This window comes from Pseudomonas sp. USHLN015, from assembly GCF_037153275.1.
In the GTDB taxonomy this organism is placed as follows: Bacteria; Pseudomonadota; Gammaproteobacteria; order Pseudomonadales; family Pseudomonadaceae; genus Metapseudomonas; species Metapseudomonas tohonis.
Genome location: NZ_JBBCKP010000005.1, coordinates 446,976 through 469,920 on the forward strand (window position 1 = coordinate 446,976; position 22,945 = coordinate 469,920).

At 66.3% G+C, this 22,945-nt stretch carries 8 protein-coding genes; 7 read left to right on the forward strand and 1 reads right to left on the reverse strand.

The genetic code is table 11. The annotated features are described in order from the left end of the window. Positions 1–6: 6 nt before the first annotated feature. Positions 7–15,756, reverse strand: a complete 15,750-nt coding sequence (locus WFQ67_RS13080; protein ID WP_337057106.1) for a retention module-containing protein — start codon at positions 15,754–15,756, stop codon at positions 7–9. A gap of 351 nt (positions 15,757–16,107) precedes the next feature. Here WFQ67_RS13080 and WFQ67_RS13085 point away from each other — a divergent pair, with 351 nt between their 5' ends. The 7 genes from WFQ67_RS13085 to WFQ67_RS13115 all read left to right on the forward strand — a co-directional run bounded on the left by WFQ67_RS13085 (position 16,108) and on the right by WFQ67_RS13115 (position 22,791). Continuing rightward, positions 16,108–17,457, forward strand: a complete 1,350-nt coding sequence (locus WFQ67_RS13085; protein ID WP_213625240.1) for a TolC family outer membrane protein — start codon at positions 16,108–16,110, stop codon at positions 17,455–17,457. Between the two features lie 37 nt (positions 17,458–17,494). After that, positions 17,495–19,651, forward strand: a complete 2,157-nt coding sequence (locus WFQ67_RS13090; RefSeq protein ID WP_337057108.1) for a type I secretion system permease/ATPase — start codon at positions 17,495–17,497, stop codon at positions 19,649–19,651. Continuing rightward, complete coding sequence (locus tag WFQ67_RS13095) at positions 19,641–21,002, forward strand: HlyD family type I secretion periplasmic adaptor subunit (RefSeq protein ID WP_173177440.1); 1,362 nt, start codon at positions 19,641–19,643, stop codon at positions 21,000–21,002. Before WFQ67_RS13090 ends, WFQ67_RS13095 begins: the two co-directional genes overlap by 11 nt. Before the next feature lie 130 nt (positions 21,003–21,132). Continuing rightward, positions 21,133–21,570 (forward strand): nucleoside deaminase, encoded by a 438-nt coding sequence (locus WFQ67_RS13100; RefSeq protein WP_213625239.1) that lies wholly within the window; start codon positions 21,133–21,135, stop codon positions 21,568–21,570. A 66-nt stretch (positions 21,571–21,636) separates the two neighbouring features. After that, positions 21,637–22,206 carry a hypothetical protein gene (locus WFQ67_RS13105; protein WP_337057109.1) on the forward strand — a complete coding sequence of 190 codons (570 nt, stop codon included), beginning with the start codon at positions 21,637–21,639 and terminating at the stop codon, positions 22,204–22,206. Positions 22,207–22,208: 2 nt separating this feature from the next. Continuing rightward, complete coding sequence (locus tag WFQ67_RS13110) at positions 22,209–22,556, forward strand: hypothetical protein (protein ID WP_337057110.1); 348 nt, start codon at positions 22,209–22,211, stop codon at positions 22,554–22,556. A gap of 88 nt (positions 22,557–22,644) precedes the next feature. After that, on the forward strand, positions 22,645–22,791 hold the full coding sequence (locus tag WFQ67_RS13115; RefSeq protein WP_337057111.1) for a hypothetical protein: 147 nt from the start codon (positions 22,645–22,647) through the stop codon (positions 22,789–22,791). Positions 22,792–22,945: the final 154 nt, after the last annotated feature.

The following is a 22,945-nucleotide window of genomic DNA, read 5'->3' on the forward strand; positions in this document are numbered from 1 at the left end:
TGCGGATCAGTGGTGCTCGGTCTTGACCAGCGGATCGGAGCCTGCGACCAGCGAGCTGACGATCTGCGAGGAGGAGGACCCGTACTGGGTCAGGTCCACGCCTTCGAGCTTGATGGTCACGTCGGCGCCGTTGTTGACGTTGCCGGTGGTGCTCACCTGCAGGGTGCTGGTGGCGGTGTCGACCTTGAGGTAATCGAGGAGGTTGCCGGAGTGCGCGGCATCGGGCAGCAGGTCGCTGAGGTCGATGCGGTCGCCCTGGGCGGCGTTGAAGTCCTTGATCACGTCGTTGCCGACATCGCCCGCCTTCCACATGAAGACGTCGGCGCCCGCGCCACCGGTGAGGATGTCGTTACCGATGCCGCCGATCAGCAGGTCGTTGCCTTCGCCACCATTGAGCAGGTCGTTGCCGCCGTTGCCGTAGAGCACGTCGTGGCCGTTGCCGCCGTTGATGATGTCGGAGTACTTGCTGCCGTTGATCAGGTCGCTGGCTTCGGTGCCGGTGGTGGTCTGGATGGTGTGAACCGCCCAGCCGGTGCTGGTTTCCACGAATTCCTGGCCGCTGGACAGGGTGGTGGCCTGGAACAGCTGGTAGTCGCCGGTACCGAGGGTCTTGTACGCCGAGTCATCGCTGCCGCTGGGCTTGAGCTCGATCTTCAGGGTGGCGGAGCCGCCCTGGTCCCAGTACAGCAGTTCCAGCGCCTGCAAGCCGCCGGTGAGGCTGACGTTCTTGTAGGTGTCGGTGGTGGTGGACTGGATCTTGTCGGCGTTGGCGACGTCCTGGCCATCGATCAGCAGGCGGTAACCGTCGTCCGCCGTGATGCGGATGTCGTAGGTTCCGCCGTTGCCGACGTCGATGAAGCCGTGGGCGCGGATGATGGCGTCACTGGTGTCACCCAGGTTCGCCCCGCCGGCCTTGAGGCTGGAGACGTTGCCGGTACTGGCCGCCGTGAGGAAGTCGTACAGGTTGTTCTGGCTGTTGCCGGACGTGCCGATGGTGGTGCCGCTGTTGACGGTGCGGTTGTCACCCAGGTCGTCGGTGAACACCGGGTTGCCGTTCTTCAGGCCGTAGTCGATGACATTGGCGATGAAGGTGGCGTTGACCGAGCCATTCGCCGCGTTGGTGTTGGAACCCACCAGGCTGCTGTTGTTGCCGGAGCGGCCCTCGATGTAGTTCTCGACCTGGCTCAGGGTGGTGAGGTTCGGCCGGCTGGTGCCGTTCTCGCTGTAGCCCCAGTACTCGCCGGTCAAGCCGCCACCCAGGCTGGTGGTGCCGGTGGCGTCGGCCATGGTGATGGTGTTGGTGGTGTAGCTGGTGTGCTCCACGCCGCCATCGACGATGTTCAGCGTCAGGTGCTGGGACGCCGTGCTGGCAGTGCTGCCGTTGGGTTCGGTGCTGACCGCCTTGACGTCCAGGCCGATGTCGCCGCGCACGTCACCGGACACCTGCAGCTTGGCGGTGGCCAGTTGTGCAGCAGTGAGTGTGTACACGCCGTTGACCGCGCTGAGGGTGGTGCCGCCGACGACGATGGTCGAACCGTTGGACAGGTTGCTCAACTGGTAGCTCAGGCTCTCGGAACCGTCGGTGTCGGTCAGCGACCCGCCGATGTAGTTGGCCAGGGCGATGCTGGTCTTGCCGCTGACGCCGCCATCGCCGGCCACCACGCCCTGGGACGAGGTGAGGGTGATGTTGTCGATCAGCGCGCCACGACCGCTGGAGTCGGTGGAGGTGCCGGCCAGCTTGATGGTCAGGGCCTCGGTGTTGCCGGTGCCGACGAAACTGAAGTGGATGTTCTCCCAGTTCAGGCTGGTCTGGCTGCTGGTGGAGGCGTATTCGCCCACCAGGGTGCTGCCGAGGTAGACGGCGATCTTGGTGAAGCTGGTGTCGAAGCCCAGGCGACCGGCGTAGTCCAGGTTCAACTCGTAGACCTTGCCGACCTCGGTGGCGACGTTGCGGGTCACGCCCAGGGTCTGCGACATGCTGCCGCCGGCGTCGTTGAGTTCCAGGGCGTCGTTGTTGCCGGTGCCCTGCAGCTTGACGTTGACCATGTTGCCGGCCTGGTTCTGCATGCTGTCGCCGTTGGCCCAGACCTCGAACACGTTCTTGCCGCCGGAGAGCTTGTCGCCGGTGGTGACCAGGCTCCAGTTCTCGAAGGTGGCGCTGGTGACGTCCTGGGAGGTGCTGTCGCTGTTCGGCGCGCTTTCCCAGGTGGTGGTGAACAGGTTGGCAGTCGCCGCCGACTTGACGGTGAGCGTCGGGACGTCGGCCACTGGCGCGATGTCGATGCTCATGGTGCTGCTGGCGGTGCTGAGGGTGCCGTCGCTGCCGCTGTACTTGAACTCGGCATAGGTCTGCTTGTTCAGGCCGACACCGCTGTTCGCGCTGCCGAAGCTGTCGTGGCCGGATTCGTTGCTGTCCGGTACGAAGCGCAGGCCGCCGGCGTCGACCACCGCCTTGGTGACGGTGGTGTTGGCGCTGACATCGACCCAGCTGTTGCCCGACTTGACCTGCAGCTTGCCTTCGCCCGGCAGGCTCTCGACCTTGATCGACAGGCTGCTGTTGGCATCGACGTCGCTGACCTTGAAGTCGCTCCAGCTGAAGACGTAGTTGGTGTCCTCGGCGCCGGTGACGGCAGCGCCTGCGACCACCACCGGGGCTTCGTTGACGTCGTTGACGGCAATGGTGAAGTCCTGGGTCTTGGTGCTGCCATCGGAGCTGGTGGCCAGCACGGTGATGGTGTGGCTGGCGGCGGCCTCATAGTTCAGCTTGCTGCCGTCGGCGACGGTCACCACGCCGGTGGTGGCGTTGATGGCGAAGCGGCCGCCGGCGTTGTCGGTCAGCGAGTAGGTCACAGTGGTGCCGGCATCGCCGTCAACGCCCAGTGCCGTCAGGCCGACTGTGGTGCCATTGGTGGCGTTCTCGTTGACCTGGTTGGTTGCGGAGTTGGCGTCGGTGAGGGTCACCCCGTTGTCGTTCACATTGCTCAGGTTGATGGTGAACACCTGGGTGTTGGTGCTGCCATCGGAGCTGGTGACCTTGACGGTGATGTTGTGGCTGGTGGCGGCCTCGTAGTCGAGCTTGCTGCCATCGGCGACGGTCACCACGCCGGTGGTGGCGTTGATGGCGAAGCGGCCACCGGCGTTGTCGGTGAGCTCGTACTTGGTGATGGTGGCGCCGGCGTCGGCATCGGTTCCCAGTACGGTGAGACCCACGGTGGAGCCGTTGGCAGCGTTCTCGGCAACGGTGTTGGCCGCTGCGTTGCTGTCGGTGATGACCACGCCGTTGTCGTTCACATTGCTCAGGTTGATGGTGAACACCTGGGTGTTGGTGCTGCCATCGGAGCTGGTCACTTTTACGGTGATGTTGTGGCTGGTGGCGGCCTCGTAGTCGAGCTTGCTGCCATCGGCGACGGTCACCACGCCGGTGGTGGCGTTGATGGCGAAGCGGCCACCGGCGTTGTCGGTCAGCTCGTACTTGGTGATGGTGGCGCCGGCGTCGCCGTCGGTGCCCAGTACGGTGAGACCCACGGTGGAGCCGTTGGCAGCGTTCTCGGCCACGGTATTGGCGGCGGCGTTGCTGTCGGTGATGACCACGCCGTTGTCGTTGGCGTTGGCGAGGTTGATGGTGAACACCTGGGTGTTGGTGCTGCCATCGGAGCTGGTCACTTTTACGGTGATGTTGTGGCTGGTGGCGCTCTCGTAGTCGAGCTTGCTGCCGTCGGCCACGGTGACCACACCGGTGGTGGCGTTGATCGCGAAGCGGCCACCGGCGTTGTCGGTGAGCTCGTACTTGGTGATGGTGGCGCCGGTGTCGGCATCGGTTCCCAGTACGGTGAGACCCACGGTGGATCCGTTGGCAGCGTTCTCGGCAACGGTGTTGGTCGCTGCGTTGCTGTCGGTGATGACCACGCCGTTGTCGTTGACGTTGGTGACGTTGACGGTGACGGTCGCGGTCGCCGGGGTCTTGCCGTCGGTGGCGGTGACCTGCAGCTGGTGCTGGGTGGCGGTCTCGTAGTCCAGGGTCTTGCCGCTGGCCAGGGTGATCACGCCGGTGCTGGAGTTGATGGTGAACAGGCCGTCGTTGTTGCCACCGGTGATGCTGTAGAACAGCGGCTCGCCGTCACGGTCCTGGTCGGTGCCGGTGAAGCGGTCGCTGAGGTCGGCGATGGTGCTGCCGGAGGCGATGTTCTCGGCGAAGCTCACGGTGCTGTTGGACAGGCCCGGGGCATCGTCCAGCGCCGCGACCTGGACGGTCATGGTGTTGGGCGGGGAGAAGGCGCCGCTCTGGTCCTGCACCGAGAAGCTGAAGCTGCTGTTGCCGTTGGCATTGGCCGCCGGGGTGTAGACCAGGGAGGCGATCTGCGCCGCGGTGATGATCATGCCGACGGTGACGGCTTCGTTGCCCAGGCTCAGGCTACCGCTGGCCGGCAGGCTGTTGATGCGGATGCCCTTGAGGCTGTCGCCGGCATCGACATCGTGGAAGGCGAACTCGCCGCTGGTGAAGCTGCGCGGAGTGTTTTCGTCGGTGCTGACGGTGTTGTCGGCGCTGGTGGGCGCATCATTCACGGCATGCACGGTCACCGGCAGGGTCAGGTTGGAGCTGGCCTTGTCGCCGTTGGCGCCTTCGGTGGCGGTGGCGGTGACCTTCAGGTCGAAGGTGCCGTTGTAGTTGGCCGGCGGGGTGATGCTCAGGTTGCCCAGGTTCCAGTTGGTGACGTTCGCGCTGGTGTTGCCGCTGGTGGCGGTGAAGCTGTTCACGCCGTCGGTCAGGGTGGCGCCCTCGGGGATCTGCGAGATGCCCACGGAGAGGCTCTCCGAGCCGTCGGTGTCCTTCAGCGAGGCGGTCAGGCGCGACAGCGGGATGCTGCTGTCCTCGTCACCTTCGTTGACGTTGTAGAGCTGGTAGTAGCCCTTGCCGTCGCTGCCATGCAGGTCCGACAGGTGCAGGCCGTTGCCGGCCAGGTCGCTGGGCTTGGTGTAGAGCTGCACGTTGGCGCTGGACAGGTCCTGCACCGGGCCGTTGCCGACCTTGACGTTGACGTCCAGGGTGCCCGGGCCGCTCTGGTTGTGCTGGTAGATGTCCAGGGTGTAGTAGCCGCTCTGCTGGGCGGTGTAGCTGCCGCTGAACTGGCCATTGGAGCCGCCCCAGGTGGCGTTGGCCACGGTGGTGCCACCCACGGAGACGAGCACGCTGTCGTCGCCCGAGCCGCTGAAGGTGTAGGTCTGGCCGGCTTCGAGGTAGATCAGGCCGGAGAGCTTGTTGGCCACGCCGGCGTTGACGCTGTCGATGTGGGCATCGGCCAGGTTGCCGCTGCTGGCGGGGGTGCCGGCGGCGTCGATGGTGCTCTTGAGGGTCGCCGGGTTGGCACCGTTGCCGCCGCTGCCCAGGGCCAGGTTGTTCCAGCTCTGTTGCAGCAGGCCGGTGGCCGCGGGGTTGCCGCTCGGGGCCTGGGCGCCGAGGTTCGGGGCATCGGCCACGGCCTGGATGCCGACCTGGACGGTGGCGGTGCTGTTGCCGCCCTTACCGTCGGTGACGGTGTAGGTGATGGTGTCTGCACCGCTGTAGTTGCCGGTGGGGGTGTAGACGAGCTTGCCGTCGACGATGCTGACGCTGCCGTGCTGCGCGTTGGCGCCGGTCAGGGTCAGGCTGTCACCGTCGATGTCGCGGTCGTTGGCCAGCACGTCGATGGTGACGGCGGTGTCTTCCAGGGTGGCGGCGGTGTCGTTGACGGCGGTCGGGGCATCGTTGACCGGGTTGACGGTGATGTTGACCACGGTGTCGACCACGCCGCCCTTGCCGTCGCTGACGGTGACCACGAAGCTGTCCGGCCCGTTGTAGTCGCCGTTGGGCTTGTAGGTGTACTCGCCGGTGTTGGGGTCGAGCACCAGGGTGCCGTTGGCGGTGCCGGTCTTCAGGGTGTAGGTGAGGCTGTCGCCTTCCGCATCGGTGGCGGTGATGCGGCTGGTGAGGGTGCCATCCTCGTCAACGCTGGCGGTGCTGTTGGGCGCTACCGGGGCGTCGTTGACCGGGTTGATGAGGACGCTGACCAGGCTGGTGGTGGTGCCGCCGTGGCCGTCGCTGATGGTGACGGTGAACGAGTCGGTGCCGTTGAAGTCCTTGGCCGGCTGGTAGGTGTAGGTGCCGTCGGCGTTCATCACCACGGTGCCGTGCTGCGGGCCGTTGCCGTTGGCGACGCTGTAGGTGAGGGTATCGCCGTCCACGTCACGGGCGGTCACGCGGCCGTCGATCGGGGTGTCCTCGTCGGTGGTCAGGAACTGCGGGCCGGAGGTCGGTGCGTCGTTGACCGGGTTCACCTTGACCGTCACCACGGAGTCGGCATAGCCGCCCTTCGGATCGTAGACCCGGATGGTGAAGGAATCGGTGCCGTTGAAGTCCTTGTTCGGGGTGTAGGTGTACGCACCGGTGGCGGTGTTGAGCAGGATCGAGCCGTGGGCCACGCCGGACTGGATCGTGTAGACCAGCTTGTCGCCGTCCACGTCGGTGGCGAGGATCTGGCCGCTGACGCTCTTGTCTTCGTCGGTTTCCTTGGCCTGGTTGGCGGTTTCCGGCGCGTCGTTGAACGGTGCGATGTCGATGTTGACCTGGCTGGTGGTCACGCCGCCCTTGCCGTCGCTGATGGTGACGGTGAAGGCGTCGGTGCCGTTGTAGTCCTTGCCCGGCATATAGGAGAAGGTGCCGTCGGGGTTGAGCGTGACAGTGCCGTGCTGCGGACCGTTGCCGTTGGCGATGGTGTAGGTGAGGGTGTCACCGTCCACGTCGCGGGCATCGATCTTGGCGGTGACGGCGTTGTCTTCGACCGTGGTCAGGAACAGAGGGCCGGAGGTCGGTGCGTCGTTGACCGGGTTCACCTTGACGGTCACCACGGAGTCGGCATAGCCGCCCTTCGGATCGTAGACCCGGACGGTGAAGGAGTCGGTGCCGTTGTAGTTCTTGTTCGGCGTGTAGGTGTATTCGCCGGTGACGGTGTTGAGCAGGATCGAGCCGTGGGCCACGCCGGACTGGATCACGTAGCTCAGCTTGTCGCCGTCCACATCGGTGGCGAGGATCTGGCCGCTGACGCTCTTGTCTTCGTCGGTTTCCTTGGCCTGGTTGGCGGTTTCCGGCGCGTCGTTGAACGGTGCGATGTCGATGTTGACCTGGCTGGTGGTCACGCCGCCCTTGCCGTCGCTGATGGTGACGGTGAAGGCGTCGGTGCCGTTGTAGTCCTTGCCCGGCATATAGGAGAAGGTGCCGTCGGGGTTGAGCGTGACGGTGCCATGCTGCGGGCCGTTGCCGTTGGCGATGGTGTAGGTGAGGGTGTCACCGTCCACGTCGCGGGCATCGATCTTGGCGGTGACGGCGTTGTCCTCGACCGTGGTCAGGTTCAGCGGGCTGGCGGTCGGTACGTCGTTGACCGGGTTGACGGTGATGCGCACCACGGTGTCGACGATGCCGCCCTTGCCATCGTTGACGGTGACGGTGAAGGAGTCCGGGCCGTTGTAGTTGGCGTTGGGCTTGTAGCTGTACTCACCGGTGGCGGTGTCGAGCACCAGCGTACCGTTGCTGGTGCCGGATTTGAGGGTGTAGGTGAGGGTGTCGCCATCGGCATCGGTGGCATTGAGTCGGCTGTCGAGGGTGGTGTCCTCGTCCAGGCTCACCGTGGTGTCGTTGACCACCGGCAGGTCATTGACCGGGTTCACCGCGAGGGCGACCTGGCCGCTGACGGTGGCGGTGCCATCGTTGACGCTGTAGGTGAAGGAGCCCACGGCCTGGCCGGCGGCGTAGTCGGCCGGTGCGTTGTACTTCAGGCCCTGCAGCTGGGCGCTGGTCAGGGTCTGCCCGTTGGTGAGGGCGGTGCCGTCGGCCAGGGTCACGCTGCCCAGGATCGGCAGGCCGGTCACGGTGATGGTGAGGCCGTCGCCATCGGCATCGGTCGGGGCCTTGAGGCCAAGGTCGGTGCCGACGCTCTCTTCGTTGACGGTGAGGCTGGCGCTGTCCACGACCGGCAGGTCGTTCACCGGGTTCACGCCCAGGGCGACCTGGCCGCTGACGGTGGCGGTGCCATCGTTGACGCTGTAGGTGAAGGAGCCCACGGCCTGGCCGGCGGTGTAGTCGGCTGGTGCGTTGTACTTCAGGCCCTGCAGCTGGGCGCTGGTCAGGGTCTGGCCGTTGGTCAAGGCGGTGCCGTCGGCCAGGGTCACGGTGCCGAGGGTCGGCAGGCCGGTCACCTTGATGGTCAGGGCGTCGCCATCGACGTCGGTCGGTGCCTTCAGGCCCAGGCTGGTGCCGACACTTTCTTCGTTGACGGTGAGGCTGGCGCTGTCCACGACCGGCAGGTCGTTCACCGGGGTGACGCCCAGGGCGACCTGGCCGCTGACGGTGGCGGTGCCGTCGTTGACGCTGTAGGTGAAGGAACCCACGGCCTGGCCGGCCGTGTAGTCGGCCGGGGCGTTGTACTTCAGGCCTTGCAGCTGGGCGCTGGTCAGGCTCTGGCCATTGGTCACGGCGGTGCCGTCGGCCAGGGTCACGGTGCCGAGCGTCGGCAGGCCGGTGACCTTGATGGTCAGCGGGTTGCCATCGACATCGGTCGGGGCCTTCAGGCCCAGGTTGGTGCCGACGCTTTCCTCGGCGACGGTGAGGGAGGTGCTGTCGACCACCGGTGCATCGTTCACCGGCTTGACGCCCACGGTGACGGTGGCGGTATCGGTGCCGCCGTGGCCGTCGCTCACGGTGTAGGTGAAGGAGCCGGTGCCGTTGAAGTTCGGTGCGGGGGTGAACACCACCTTGCCGTTGACCAGTTCCACGGTGCCGTTCTTGGCGCCCTGGACGCTGAGGATGGTCAGCGAGTCGCCGTCGACGTCGGTGTCGTTGCCCAGCAGGGTGGAGGGCTCGATGGTCAGCGGCTGGTCTTCGTTGGTGGTCAGTACGTCGTTGCCGGCCTGGGTCAGCTGGCTGCCGCCGACCACGGTGTAGCTGCCGCCTTCCGGACGCAGTTCGACCTTGAGCTGGGCCTGGCCGCCCTGGTCCCAATAGACGATCTGGATGTTGTGGGCACCGCTTTCGGCAATGGTGAAGGTGGCCGATTCGCGCGCGGTCGGGCCCTGGTTGCCGTTGTATTCGGCGACCACCTTGCCGTCGATGACGATGCTGAAGCCGTCGTCTGCGGTCACCCTGAACTGGTAGGTGCCGGCGGCGAGGCTGATCTGGCCGGTGAGCTGGATGATGGCGTCCGAGCTGTTCGCCGGGTCGGTGTTCAGGGAGCCGGCATCGGCGCCGAGGAATTTCTGCAGCTGCTGGTCGCCGCCCAGGTTGCTGGACACGCCGTTGCCGTAGTTGAGCTCGGTGGCGGTGAATGTGGCGCTGGGAGTGCGGCCGGCGATGAAGGCGGTGACGCCGGCGAGGTTCTCCAGGTTGCCGCCGTCGGTGCCTTCGCGGTAGGCGTAGTAGTTGCCCTTGAGGCCGGCGATGACGCCGAAGTCGTCGTTGGCCACCGGTGCGTCGTTGATCGGGTTGACGCCCAGGGTGACCTTGCCTTCGACGGTGGTGGTGCCGTCGTTGACGCTGTACTTGAACTCGCCGACGGGGTCGCCGGCCTTGTAGTCGGCCGGGGCGTTGTATTTCAGGCCCTGCAGCTCGGCGCTGGTCAGGGTCTGGCCGTTGGTCACCGGGGTGCCGTTGGCCAGGGTCACGGTGCCGACAGTGGGCAGGCCGCTGACGGTGATGGTCAGGACGTTGCTGGTGTCGACATCGGTCGGGGCGGCGATGTTCAGCGCGGTGCCGATGCTTTCCTCGTCGACGGTGACGCTGGTGTCGGTGACCACCGGGGCGTCGTTGCGGCCCTCGATGGTGACCGAGGCGTTGGCACTGGTGACGCCGCCATGGCCGTCGCTGACCTCGTAGCTGTAGTTGAGGACGACCTTCTCGCCCACGGCCAGGTAGTCGTACTTGGACGGGTCGATCTTCAGGCTGTTGGTGGCGACATCGAAGGTGACGCCGGACGCATCGCCGGTGCCGACCTGCTGGACGTTGCCGACGCTGAGGACGTCGTTGGCGTCTTCGTCGGAGGCGTGCTGCAGCAGGTCGAGGCTGTAGGCGGACGCGTCTTCGTGGGTCAGGGTGGTGGCGACACCGCTCACCACCGGGGCGTCGTTGCTGCCGGTGAGGGTGATGGTGACGTCACGGGAGACCGGGGCGCCGCTGCTGTCGGTGACGGTGACGCGGTAGACCAGGGTGACGGTCTCGCCAGCGCCCAGGTAGTCCAGCGCGCCGGCGGCGACGCTGTAGTTCCAGTGCACGGAGCCCTGGCCGTCGCCCTGGGCGGCATCGCTGATGCTGGCGCTAAGGTTGCCCAGCACGTTGACGGCCTGGCCGTTGCCGTCCTTCGCGCTGACCAGCTCGGTGCCGATGCTGTGGGTGTTGCTCAGGTCGGCGTCGCTGAAGCCGAAGTCGCCGCTGGCGGTCAGGCTGCCGGCGTTCTCGCCGGGCACGCCGTCGGCTCGCTCGGTGACGGCGCCGCTCTGCACGGTGCTTTCCAGCACGGGCGCGTCGTTGCGGCCTTCGATGGTGAGGGTGGCGGTGGTGGGGGTGACGCCACCGTTGTTGTCGACCACGTCGTAGCTGTAGGTGAGCACCAGCTTCTCGCCGGCGGCGAGGTAGTTGTAGGCGTTCGGGTTGACCTGCAGGCCGCTGCCGCTGAGGGTCACGCCCGAGGTGTCGCCACTGCCGACCTGCTTGAAGTTGCTGATGCCCAGGACGTCGCTGAGGTCGACGTCGCTGGCCTTGTCCAGCAGGTCGACGCTGAAGGAGGCGGCGTCCTCGTTGCTGTCCACGGCGATGGCACTGCTGACCACCGGTGCGTCGTTGACGCCGTCGATGGTGACGGTGGCGCTGGTGGTCACCAGGCCGCCCTTGCCGTCGCTGACCTGGTACTCGTAGGTGAGCACGACGCTTTCGCCCTTGGCCAGGTAGTTGTACCGGGACGGGTCGACCACCAGGGTGTTGCCCTGGATGGTCACGCCGCTGGCGTCGTTGCCGCTGGTTTCCCTGACGTTGACGGCGCTGAGCACGTCCTTGGCGTCGGCATCGCTGGCCTTGGCCAGGAGGTCGATCACCTGGCCGGCGGCATCCTCGTTGGTGCCGTGGGTGATGGCGCCGCTCACCACCGGTACGTCGTTGACGCCGGTGACGGTGATGGTCAGGGTGCTGCCGCTGGAGAGCTTGCCGTCGGTGGCGGTGAAGGGGATCTGGATGACCAACTGCTCGCCCTGGCCCAGGGCCTGGTAGGCGGCGTTGCTCGGGTCGAAGGTCCAGGTGCCGTCGGCGTTCAGGCTGAAGCCGGCCGGGGCGGGGTTGTTCAGGGTGAAGGTGAGGGTGTCGCCGTCGACATCGGTGGCGGCGAGCTTGCCGCCGATGGCCGGGGCGTCCTCGAAGGTGCTGTCGCTGGTGGGGGTGGCCACCGGGGCGTCGTTCACCGGGGTGATGTTGAGGGTGATGCTGTCGGTGTCGCTCAGCTTGCCGTCGCCGGTGCTGATGGTCAGGGTGTCCTGGCCGTTGTAGTTGGCGGCCGGGACGTACTTCAGGCCCTGCAGGGCGGCGTTGATGGCCGCCTGGGAGCCGGACAGGGTGATGCTGCCGGTGCCGTTGCCGCTGTAGGTCAGGCCGTTGGCGAGGATCGGGCCGAGGGTCAGCACGCCGTGCTCGACGCTGAGGGTGGTGGTCAGCTTGTCGCCGTCCACATCGCTCACGCTGACGCTGTTGTTGCCGAGGATGCTGAAGACCTTGCTGCCGTCCTCGGCCAGGGTCTGGGCGCCGGGGGTGGCGTTGACCGGGGCGTCGTTGACCGGGGTGATGTCGAACTTGAGGGTGGCGGTGCTGGTGAGGCTGCCGTCGCTCAGGGTGTAGGTGACGCTCGGGACCGGGCCGTTGTAGTCCTTGGCCGGCTCGAAGGTGAAGTCACCGTTGGCCTTGATGGTCAGCTTGCCGGTACCCAGCAGGTCGATGGTCCCGCCCGCATTGGCACTGACGAAGGGGAGGCCGGTGATGCTGAACTTGGTCACGACCAGGGCGTCGCCGTCAACGTCCTTGTCGTTGGCCAGGACGTTGCCGGTGGCGGTCTGGTCTTCGTTCAGGGTGACGCTGTCGTTGACGCCGACCGGGGCATCGTTGACCGGGGCGACGGTGATGGTGGCGGTGGCCTTGCTGGCGGACACGGCGCCGTTGTTGTCGACGGCGCTGTACTCGAAGGTGGTGGTGCCGTTCCAGTCCTTGGCCGGGACGAAGTACACCGGGCCGGTGACGCTGTCGCCGGCCTTCAGGGCGGTACCGCCGTTGGCGCCGGCGTACAGGGTGCCGTTGGCGGGTACGGAGCCGATGGTGTAGCCGGTGACGGTGCCATCGACATCGCTGCCGGACAGGTTCACCTGGATGCGCGCGGCCTGGTCTTCGTTGCCCGAGGCGCTGACGGCATTGGCCACCGGCGCGTCGTTGGTGCCGGTGAGGGTGATGGTCAGGGTGCTGTCGGCGGTGGCGCCGTGCTCGTCGGTGACGGTGACCGGTACCGTGATGACCAGTTGCTCGCCCCCTTTCAGGTAATCATAGGCGGCGTTGCTGGCGTCGAAGGTCCACTTGCCGTCGCTGCCCAGGGTCAGGCCGGCGACGTTGGCGGTGGTGCTGAAGGCGAGGACGGCGCCGTCATCGACGTCGGCGGCGGCGATCTGGCCGTTGATCTGGCCGTCGCCTTCATTGGCGGCGGCAGTGGCGGCGGTGATGGTCGGCTTGTCGTTCACGCCGGTGACGGTGATGGTCAGCGTGCTGCTGCTGGAGAGCTTGCCGTCGGTGGCGGTGAAGTTGATGGTCAGGGTGGTGGATGCGCCTTCGGCCAGGTGCTGGTAGTCGGCGTGGCTCGGGTCCAGGCTCCAGGTGCCATCGGAATTCAGGGTGAAGCCGCCGGGGAGGGCGCCCTTGGGGCTGTAGGTCAGGGTGTCGCCGTCGACGTCGGTGGCGGCCAGCTTGCCGCCGATCACGGGCGCGTCTTCGGTGGTGGCCTCGCTGGTCGGGGTGGCCACCGGCGCGTCGTTCACCGGCTTGATGTTGAGGGTGACGCTGTCGCTGTCGCTCAGCTTGCCGTCGGTGGTGTTGATGGTCAGGGTGTCCTGGCCGTTGTAGTCCTTGGCCGGGACGTACTTCAGGCCCTGCAGGGCGGCGTTGATGGCCGCCTGGCTGCCCACCAGGGTGATGCTGCCGGTGCCGTTGCCACTGAATGACACGCCGCCGCTCAGCGGGCCGAGGGTCAGCGCGCCGTGTTCGACGGAGAGGGTGGTGGTCAGTTGGTCGCCGTCCACGTCCCGCACCGCGATGCTGTTGCCGCTCAGCAGGCTGAAGGTCTTGCTGCCGTCTTCGTTCAGGGACTGGGCACCGGGGACGGTGTTGACCGGGGCGTCGTTGACCGGGGTGATGTCGAAGGTGAGGGTGGCGGTGCTGGTGAGGCTGCCGTCGCTCAGGGTGTAGGTGATGGACGGCACCGGGCCGTTGTAGTCCTTGGCCGGGGTGAAGGTGAAGTCGCCGTTGGCCTTGATGGTCAGCTTGCCGATGACCAGGTCGGCGGTCTCGCCGGCCTTGAAGCTGACGAAGGGCAGGCTGGTCAGGCTGAACTTGGTGACGGTCAGGCTGCCGTTGTCGACGTCCGTATCGTTGGCCAGCACGTTGCCGGTGGCGACGCTGTCTTCGGCCAGGGTGATCTTGTCGGCCACGCCCACCGGCGCATCGTTGGTGCCGTTGATGGTGACGGTGACGCTGGTCTTGGTGCCGTCGGCGGCGGAAACCTCGAAGGTCTCGGTCAGCTTGTCGCCGACGTTCAGCTCGTTGTAGGCGGAGCTGGCGGTGTAGGTCCACTTGCCATCGGTGCCGATGCTGAAGCTGCCATAGGTGCCGGCGACGTTGCTCTGGGCGACGAAGGTGGCGGGGTTGTCGACATCGCTGATGGTCAGGGCGCCATTGGCGGTGGCCGGGGCGTTGGTCTCGGTCAGCTGCACGTCGGCGCTGCTGAGGACGGCGGCGTCGTTGGTGCCGTTGATGGTCACGGTGACGCTGGTCTGGGTGCCGTCGGCGGAGACGACCTTGAAGGATTCGCTGTAGGACTGGCCGACGTTCAGCTCGTTGAAGGCCGAGTTGGCGACATAGGTCCAGTTGCCGGCGGCGTCGATGTTGAAGGTGCCGTAGGTGCCGGCGACGTTGGCCTGGGCGACGAAGGTGGCCGGGCTGTCGACATCGCTGATGGACAGGGTGCCGCCGGTGCTCAGGGCATCGTTGGTCTCGGTCAGCTGCACGTCGGCGCTGCCGAGGATGGCGGGGTCGTTCACGCCGGTGACGGTGACGGTCAGGGTGTTGGTGGCCTGGGCGCCGTGCTCGTCGGTGACGATGTAGGCGATGGTGACGGTGGTGGTCTGGCCTTCGGCCAGGGACTGGTAGGCGGCGTCGCCAGCGTCGAAGGCCCAGCTGCCGTCGGTGTTCAGGGTGAAGCCGGCCGGGGCCTTGCCGTCGACCGCATAGGACAGGGTCGCGCCCTTGTCGGCGTCGGTGGCCACCAGGTTGCCGGTGATGCTCTGGTCTTCGGTGACCGCCGCGGTGGTGGCGGTGGCGATCGGCGTGTCGTTGGTGCCGGTGAAGTTGATGGTGATGACGCGGGTGTCGCTGGCGCCGGAGGGGTCCTTCACGGTCACGGTGAAGTTCTCGCTGGCGGTCTCGCCCAGGGCCAGGCCATTCACCTTGGCGGCGTCGACCACATAGGTGTAGCTGCCGTCGGCGTTGACGGTCAGTTCGCCGTAGGCGCCCTTGGCGCTGCCGTTCCAGGTCAGGTTGGTGTCGTCGACGTCGGTGGCGGCCAGTTGGCCCTTGATGTCGGCGAAGGTGTCGGCGGCGGCGGTGTCGTCGACACTGGCTTCATAGGTGCCGCTGGCGACGGGGGCGTCGTTGACCGGGTTGATGCCGACGTTGACGGTCAGCGGGGTGGAGGCGCCGCGGCTGTCGCTCACGGTCACTTCGAAGCTGTCGCTGCCGTTGTAGTCCTGGCTCGGGGTGTAGGTCCAGGTGCCGTCCGGGTTCAGCGCCAGGGTGCCATTGGCCGGGCCACGGGTGACGGAGAAGGTCACAAGGTCGCCATTGGCGTCACGGCTGGTGAAGGTGCCGCTGAGCGGGATGTCTTCGTCGGTGACCAGGTTGAAGGTGGTGATCGGCGCGCCGGAGCCGTCGGTGAACTCGGGGGCGACGTTCTGCAGCGGGTCCTGGGTGTCGCCATCGGCGGCGGCCTGGAAGGCCAGGCCCTGGGTCTCGAAGCCGACGTTGGGGTCGACGCGCTCGCCGGTGGCATCGAGCAGGACGAAGCTGTGGCTGCCGCCGGCGGCACCGCCACCTGCCGCCCCGCCAGCGGCGGGGGCACCGGCAGCGGTGGCTTCGAAGGCTTGGGTCGGGTCGACGCCGGCGGCGATGGCCTTTTGCAGTTCGTCGGCGCTGGGCGCCTGGCTGGCCGGCTTCTCGTCGGTGCCCTGGGGCGCGATGTCGGCGCTGCTCCACTGGGTGTCGCGACCCAGGTCGACCAGCTTGCCGTCAGGCAGTTCCAGGGTGACCATGCCGGCCGCGCCGGTGACCAGCTGCTCGCCCTGGAAGATGCGATCACCTTCTATGAGCTGGCGCTGCACACCCTCCGGGGAGACTGCAACAACTTGGCCGACAACGCTCTTGACGATTGCAACGACACTGCTCATGGGGGTGACTCTCCTGGTTTGGCTCTAGCTTCGGCGTGCTGCTTCGGTGCTCTACGAAGAGCCGTTTCGATGCAGGCATTCCCTTGTTTAGAAGTGGTATTTTTTTGTCGTCAATTATTTGGCTTATCGCGTTTTGCTATTAAGTTTATGCCAATGTATTGACCAATTGGCATCCATCCTAAACAATCGTTTTCGTAATGTCACTTTGATATTCGATGGCCGTCCGGATTTTTTCAATGAGACTTGGATCACGGTTTTATGCTCCGTCCGAGCGAGGTTGATGCCAATTTCATGACGGTGATTTCGGCCTTCCAAATACTGTCTTCAACACTCTGATAAGGATGCCAACCCATGCGTCTGCGTTTTGCTTGTGTCGTGCCTTTCGCCCTTGCTGCAAGTCTCCCTGTTCATGCCCAGACGCTTTCCGAAGCCATGCAGCGCGCATTGGATGTCCATCCCGAAGTCCAGGCCGGAATCAACAGCCGCATGTCCGCCGACTACCAGTTGAAGGCCGCCAAGGGCGGTTACCTGCCCAGGGTCGACCTGCTGGGCGGCTACGGCCGTGAAGGCTCCGACAACACCACCACCCGCGGCCAGGGCGACCACTGGAAGACCATGACCCGTGGCGAATCGTCGCTGCGCCTGCAACAGATGGTCTTCGACGGCTTCGCCACCTCCAACGAGGTCGCCCGCCAGCAAGCCACAGTCAATTCCCGTGCCTACTCGCTGCTCGGTACGTCGGAAAGAACCGCGCTGGACGTCGCGCAGGTCTACATCGATGTGCTGCAGCGCGAGGAGATGGTCCGTCTCGCCGAAGCCAACCTGAAGAGCCACCAGCGCATCTATGACCAGATCAGCCTGCGCAGCAGCCGTGGCGTCGGTCGCCTGGCCGACCAGGACCAGGCCGAAGCGCGCCTGGCCCAGGCCCGCAACAACCTGATCACCGAGCAGACCAACCTGGCCGACGCCCGCACCAACTTCTACAGCGTGGTCGGCATCGATCCGGTCGACCTGAGCGAGCCGGCTGGCCTCGCCGGCCAACTCCCCGCCGACATCGCCGAAGCCCGCCAGACCCTGCTGGCCAACAGCCCGATCCTGCGTTCCGCCGAGTCCGACGTGGCGGCTGCCGAGAAGCAGTACGACGCGGCCAAGTCCTTCTTCTACCCGCGTTTCGACGCCGAGCTGTCCCGTGGCGCCGACAACGACCTGGACGGCCAGGACGGCCATGTCAACGAATGGCAGGCCATGCTGCGCATGCGCTACAACCTGTTCGCCGGCGGCAGCAACAAGGCCGACCTGGAATCCAAGGCCTACCAGATCAACCAGGCCCTGGACATCCGCAACAACGCCCTGCGCGTGCTCAACGAAGACCTGGGGCTGTCCATGAACGCCCTGGCCAACGCCCGTGAACAAATCCCGATCGCCCAGCAATACGTCGACTACAGTACCCGTGTGCGCGAGTCCTACCAGAAGCAGTTCAGCATCGGCGAACGCACCCTGCTGGACCTGCTGGACAGCGAGAACGAACTGTTCACCGCCTCCCGCCGTCTGGTGGAAATTCGCCACCTCGAACTGTTTACTCAGTACCGGATCAAGGCGACCATTGGCGAGCTGCTCAAGAGCCAGGGCGTCGTCGCGCCGATGGCTTCCGTCGTCCAGTCCGAACTCAAGCCCGAGGCGACCCTGCCGGGCCTGAACTGAGACTTCACCCGTCCCTGAAGAGAAAGAGTGTCCAAGCGTGGATCCAGAAGTCAGCCGAGCCCCCTTCAACAACGATCCACGCGGTCAGCTAGATGATCCACTCCTGGACAGCCTGCTTTCCCTCTGCCTGCAACACCAGCGGCCGGCCAGCCGGGCCATGCTCACTGCCGGCCTGCCGCTGCCCGGCCAACGCCTGACCCCCGAGCTGCTGCCCCGTGCGGCGGCCCGGGCGGGCCTGCAGGGGCGCCTGCTGCAACGCAAGCTGGAACAGATCCCGGCGATCGCGCTGCCGGCGCTGCTGCTGCTCAAGGAAGGGCGCTGCGCCCTGTTGCTGGCCTGGGAGGAGAACGGCGACGCGCGCCTGCTGCTCAGCGAAAGCGATGGCGGCGAAGTGCGGGTCAAGCGCGAACTGCTGGCCCAGGACTATGCCGGCCAGTCCTTCTTCGCCCAGCCGCAGCACAAGTTCGACATCAACCACGGCAGCCTGATACCCCGGGCGCGCCACTGGTTCCGAGACACCCTCAAGCGTTCGCGCTGGCTCTATGTAGATGCCGTGGCCGCCAGCCTGCTGATCAACCTGATCGGCCTCGGTGCGCCGTTGTTCGTCATGAACGTCTACGACCGCGTGGTGCCCAACCAGGCCGCCGCCACCCTCTGGGTGCTGGCCATCGGCATCTCCGGCGCCTACCTGTTCGACCTGCTGCTCAAGACCATGCGCGGGCTGTGCCTCGATCTCGCCGGCAAGAAGACCGACATGATCATCTCGGCCACCCTGTTCGAGCGCATCGTCGGCATGGCCATGAAGCACCGCCCCGCGCGGGTCGGCAGCTTTGCCCAGAACATCCACGAGTTCCAGTCGCTGCGGGACTTCCTCGCCTCGCTGACCATGACCAGCGTGATCGACCTGCCGTTCACCCTGCTGATCCTCCTGGTGATCGGCATCCTCGGCGGCCACCTGGTGTGGATCCCCGTGGTCGCCTTCGCCCTCGCGCTGACCATCGGCTGGCTGCTGCAGAAGCCCCTGGTGGAGACCATGGACCGCACCATGGCGCTCTCCGCCGAGCGCCAGTCCAGCCTGATCGAGACCCTGGCCGGCCTCGACGCGGTCAAGGTCAACAACGCCGAGAGCGAGCGCCAGTACCTCTGGGAGCAGACCATCGGCACCCTCGGCCGCCTTGAGCTGCGGGTGAAGATGCTGTCCAGCCTGTCGCTCAACATCACCCTGCTGATCCAGCAGCTGGCCGGTGTGGTGATGATCGTCGCCGGCGTCTACCTGATCATCGCCGGCGACCTCAGCATGGGCGGCCTGATCGCCTGCTACATGCTCAACGGCCGCGCCCTCGGTCCGATGACCCAGCTTTCCGGGCTGATCACGCGCTACCAGCAGGCGCGCCTGACCATGCACTCGGTCAACCACATGATGGAACTGCCGCAGGAGCGCCACGAGGACGAGCGTCCGCTGACGCGCCAGACCCTGCAGGGCGCCATCGAGATGCGCCAGCTCGAATTCACCTACCCGAACCAGCAGGCCCCGGCGCTCAGCAACATCAACCTGATCGTCCGCCCCGGCGAGAAGATCGGCATCGTCGGCCGCAGCGGTTCGGGCAAGAGCTCCCTGGCCAAGCTCATCGTCGGCCTCTACCAGCCCGATTCCGGCAGCCTGCTGATCGACGGCGTCGACGTGCGCCAGCTCGATGTCAGCGACCTGCGCCACAACATCGGCTACGTGCCCCAGGACATCCAGCTGCTGGCCGGCACCCTGCGCGACAATCTGGTTTCCGGCGCCCGCTACGTCGAGGACGAACTGGTGCTGCAGGCGGCCGAGCTGTCCGGCGTCCACGAATTCGTGCGCCTGCACCCGCAGGGCTACGAGCTGCAGGTCGGCGAGCGCGGGCAGAACCTGTCCGGCGGCCAGCGGCAGAACGTCGCCCTGGCCCGCGCACTGCTGCTCGACCCGCCCATCCTGTTGCTGGACGAGCCCACCAGCTCCATGGACAACACCGGCGAGGAACGCCTCAAGCAGCGCCTCAACGCGGTGATCGCCAACAAGACCGTGCTGCTGGTCACCCACCGTGCCTCCATGCTTTCGCTGGTGGACCGCCTGCTGATCGTCGACAAGGGACAGATCATCGCCGACGGCCCGAAGGATGCCGTGATGGAAGCGCTGAAGAAGGGGCAGATCAGTGTCGCGTAAGTCTCCGCTCCACTCGCTGCTGGACTATTTCAAGGGGCGCGAAGACCTGTCCGGCCAGCCCCTGCCGGAAGTCAGCAAGGCGCTGGTCGAAGACGCGCCCCGCGTGGTGCGCCTGACCATCTGGACGCTGATCGGCTTCACCCTGTTCCTCGGCTTCTGGGCCCACTTCGCCGAGATCGACGAAGTCACCCGGGGCGAAGGCAAGGCCATTCCCTCGTCCAAGCTGCAGAAGATCTCCAACCTCGAAGGCGGCATCGTCTCCGAGATGTTCGTGCACGAAGGGCAGGTGGTCGAAGTGGGTGACCCGCTGTTGCGCCTGGACGCCACGCGCTTCCAGTCCAACGTCGGCGAGACCGATGCCGACCGCGTCGCCATGGCCCTGCGCGTCGAGCGCCTGAGCGCCGAAGTGGAGGGCCGCGAGCTGGCCATCGACGACACCCTGCGCGCCAAGGCCCCCGGCCAGGCGCAGAGCGAGGAAGCGCTGTTCCGCAGCCGCCAGCAACAGCTGCGCGACGAGGTCGCCGGCCTCGAGGAACAACTGGTACAGAAGCAGCAGGAACTGCGCGAGTTCGCCTCCAAGCAGGGCCAGTACCGCAACAGCCTGGAGCTGCTGCGCCAGGAGATCGCCATCTCCGAACCCCTGGTGGCCGACGGCGCGATCTCCAAGGTCGAAGTGCTGCGCCTGCGTCGCGCCGAGGTGGAGAACCGTGGCCAGCTCGAAGCCACCAACCTGGCCATTCCCCGCGCCGAGTCGGCGATCAAGGAAGTGGAGCAGAAGATCGCCGAGACCCGCTCGCGCTTCCGCAGCGAGGCGCTCACCCAGCTCAACGAGGCACGCACCGACCTGAGCAAGGCCGAGGCCACCGGCAAGGCACTGGAGGACCGGGTCAACCGCACCCTGGTCACCTCCCCGGTGCGCGGCATCGTAAAGCAACTGCTGGTCAACACCATCGGCGGGGTGATCCAGCCGGGCAGCGACCTGGTGGAAATCGTGCCGCTGGACGACACCCTGCTGGTGGAGGCGCGCATCCGGCCCCAGGACATCGCCTTCCTCCACCCCGGGCAGAAGGCCATGGTCAAGTTCACCGCCTACGACTACACCATCTACGGCGGCCTGCAGGCCGACCTGGAGCAGATCGGCGCGGACACCATCACCGACGAGGACGGCAACAGCTTCTACCTGATCAAGCTGCGCACCCGCAAAAGCCACCTGGGCAGCGACGATAAACCGTTGCTGATCATCCCCGGCATGGTCGCCTCGGTGGACATCATGACCGGCAAGAAGAGCATCCTCAGCTACCTGCTCAAGCCCATCATCCGCGCCCGCGCCGAGGCCCTGCGCGAGCGCTGATGCCCGCACGCCGTGCCGATTCCGGCACGGCGCACCCGGCCTCGCCACATCCCGTCACGCGCCAGTGGACAGCCCGCCGGCCATCTCGTAGCGTTCGCTCCATCGCCGCAATCGCGCAAGGAGCATCACCATGGACGCATTCATGCAGGCCGCCATCGACGAAGCCCGCCAGGGGCTTGCCGAGGGCGGCATCCCCATCGGCTCGGTCATCGTCCACAAGGGCCGCATCATCGGTCGCGGCCACAACCGCCGGGTCCAGGAAGGCAGCGCCATCCGCCATGGCGAGATGGACGCCTTCGAGAACGCCGGCCGCCAACCCGCCAGCGTCTACCGCGAGTCGGTGCTCTACACCACGCTGTCGCCGTGCTCCATGTGCAGCGGCGCGATCCTCCTCTACGGCATCCCGCGCATCATCGTCGGCGAGAACCGCACCTTCCTCGGCGAGGAAGAACTGCTGCGCTCCCGCGGCGTCGAGGTCGAGGTGCTGCAGGACGAAACCTGTATCGCCCTGATGGAGGACTTCATCGAGGCCCGCCCGGAACTCTGGAACGAAGACATCGGCGAATAGCCCCGCCCGTTACAAGGACGTACGCATGCCACCCACGCCCCTCCCGGCCAGCCGTCGGTGCCGGCCATGAGTGCTTCCCGATGCTCCGTCCTCGTTGCGTTGCGCACGATCTGCTACCTGGTGTTCGGGGTGCTCACGGCCCTGCCGCTGGCGCTGCTCTCCCTGCTGTTGCCCTGGCAGGGGCACCTGCTCTCGGCGTTTCTGCTGCTGGGCGCCTGGGCCGGTACCGCCGGCCTGGTGCGTGCGCTGGTGATCGAGCCGGCCAGGGCCTCGCTGCCGGGCAACCTGATCACCTGCGCGCTGCTGCTGATCGGCATACGCACCCTGTTGTTCGGGCTGCTGCTCGACCCGGGCCAGGAAAGCCTGCGCCAGGGCGACCCGGAGCCGACGTTCGACCTGCGCATGCTGGGCCTGCTGGCGATGTTCTACGGGCCGATACTGGTCGCCCTGCATTACCTGGCACGCGTGGCCAGGGCCTTCTACCGCAACGCCGATTGCCAGGGCCTGCGCCTGCTCGCCGGCCTGGCTTTCTTCATCGTGCTCCTCCCGCAACTGCTCAAGCTCGCCTGGCCGACGCTGCTCCCCGTGATCATGCAGGCCACCGGACTCCCCACACTCCTGCCAACCGGGGATTGACCATGAAGCCCGCATCGCTCGCCCTGCTGCTCGCCACGCTGCTGCTCGCCGCCAACGCCAGCGCCGCCGATTACCGACTCGACGACCTCTACGGCCCCTGGTGCCTCAAGGGCCTGGCCCCGATCCAGGATGGCGAACGCGAACCCGACAACTCCACCTATGACTTCACACGCGAGGGCACCCTCGACTACAGCATGGGCGGCTTCACCCAGAGCGGTGCCTATCGCGTAGAGGGCGACACCATCAGCACCGAGGGCATGGGCAACTACAGCATCGTCTCCATCGGCGAACGGGACATGGTGTTGCGCTACATGGGCTACTTCTTCTTCCAGCGCGGGGCGTGCGAGTAAGGCATGGACGAGATTTTGGGTGGGGTGATACGGGTTATCGGCTGGCTTCTCCGTGCAGTCCTCGAAGTGCTGGTGGAGGGGGTGCTGGATGGGTTGGCCTTTCGTGAAAGCCTTCACGCTCGGCCGCTACCCACGGGGGCGCTTCCTGGATGACATGTCCGAATCCGCCTGGGTCTCTGCCGTCGGGCTGCTGGTCTGCGTACTCGCCCTGCTGCTGGCAATGTGGCTGTTGTAGGTCGGGTGTAACCCGATAGCCCCAGCACGGAGTCATGCCGGGCGTAGATACCGTCTTGATTCCTAGTGAGCAAGGGCCAGTTTTGCGTCAAATGGCCGGCCCGATTTCAAGACGCCATAGGCGATGTTCAGCAGCTTGCGCATCGCTGCGCAGA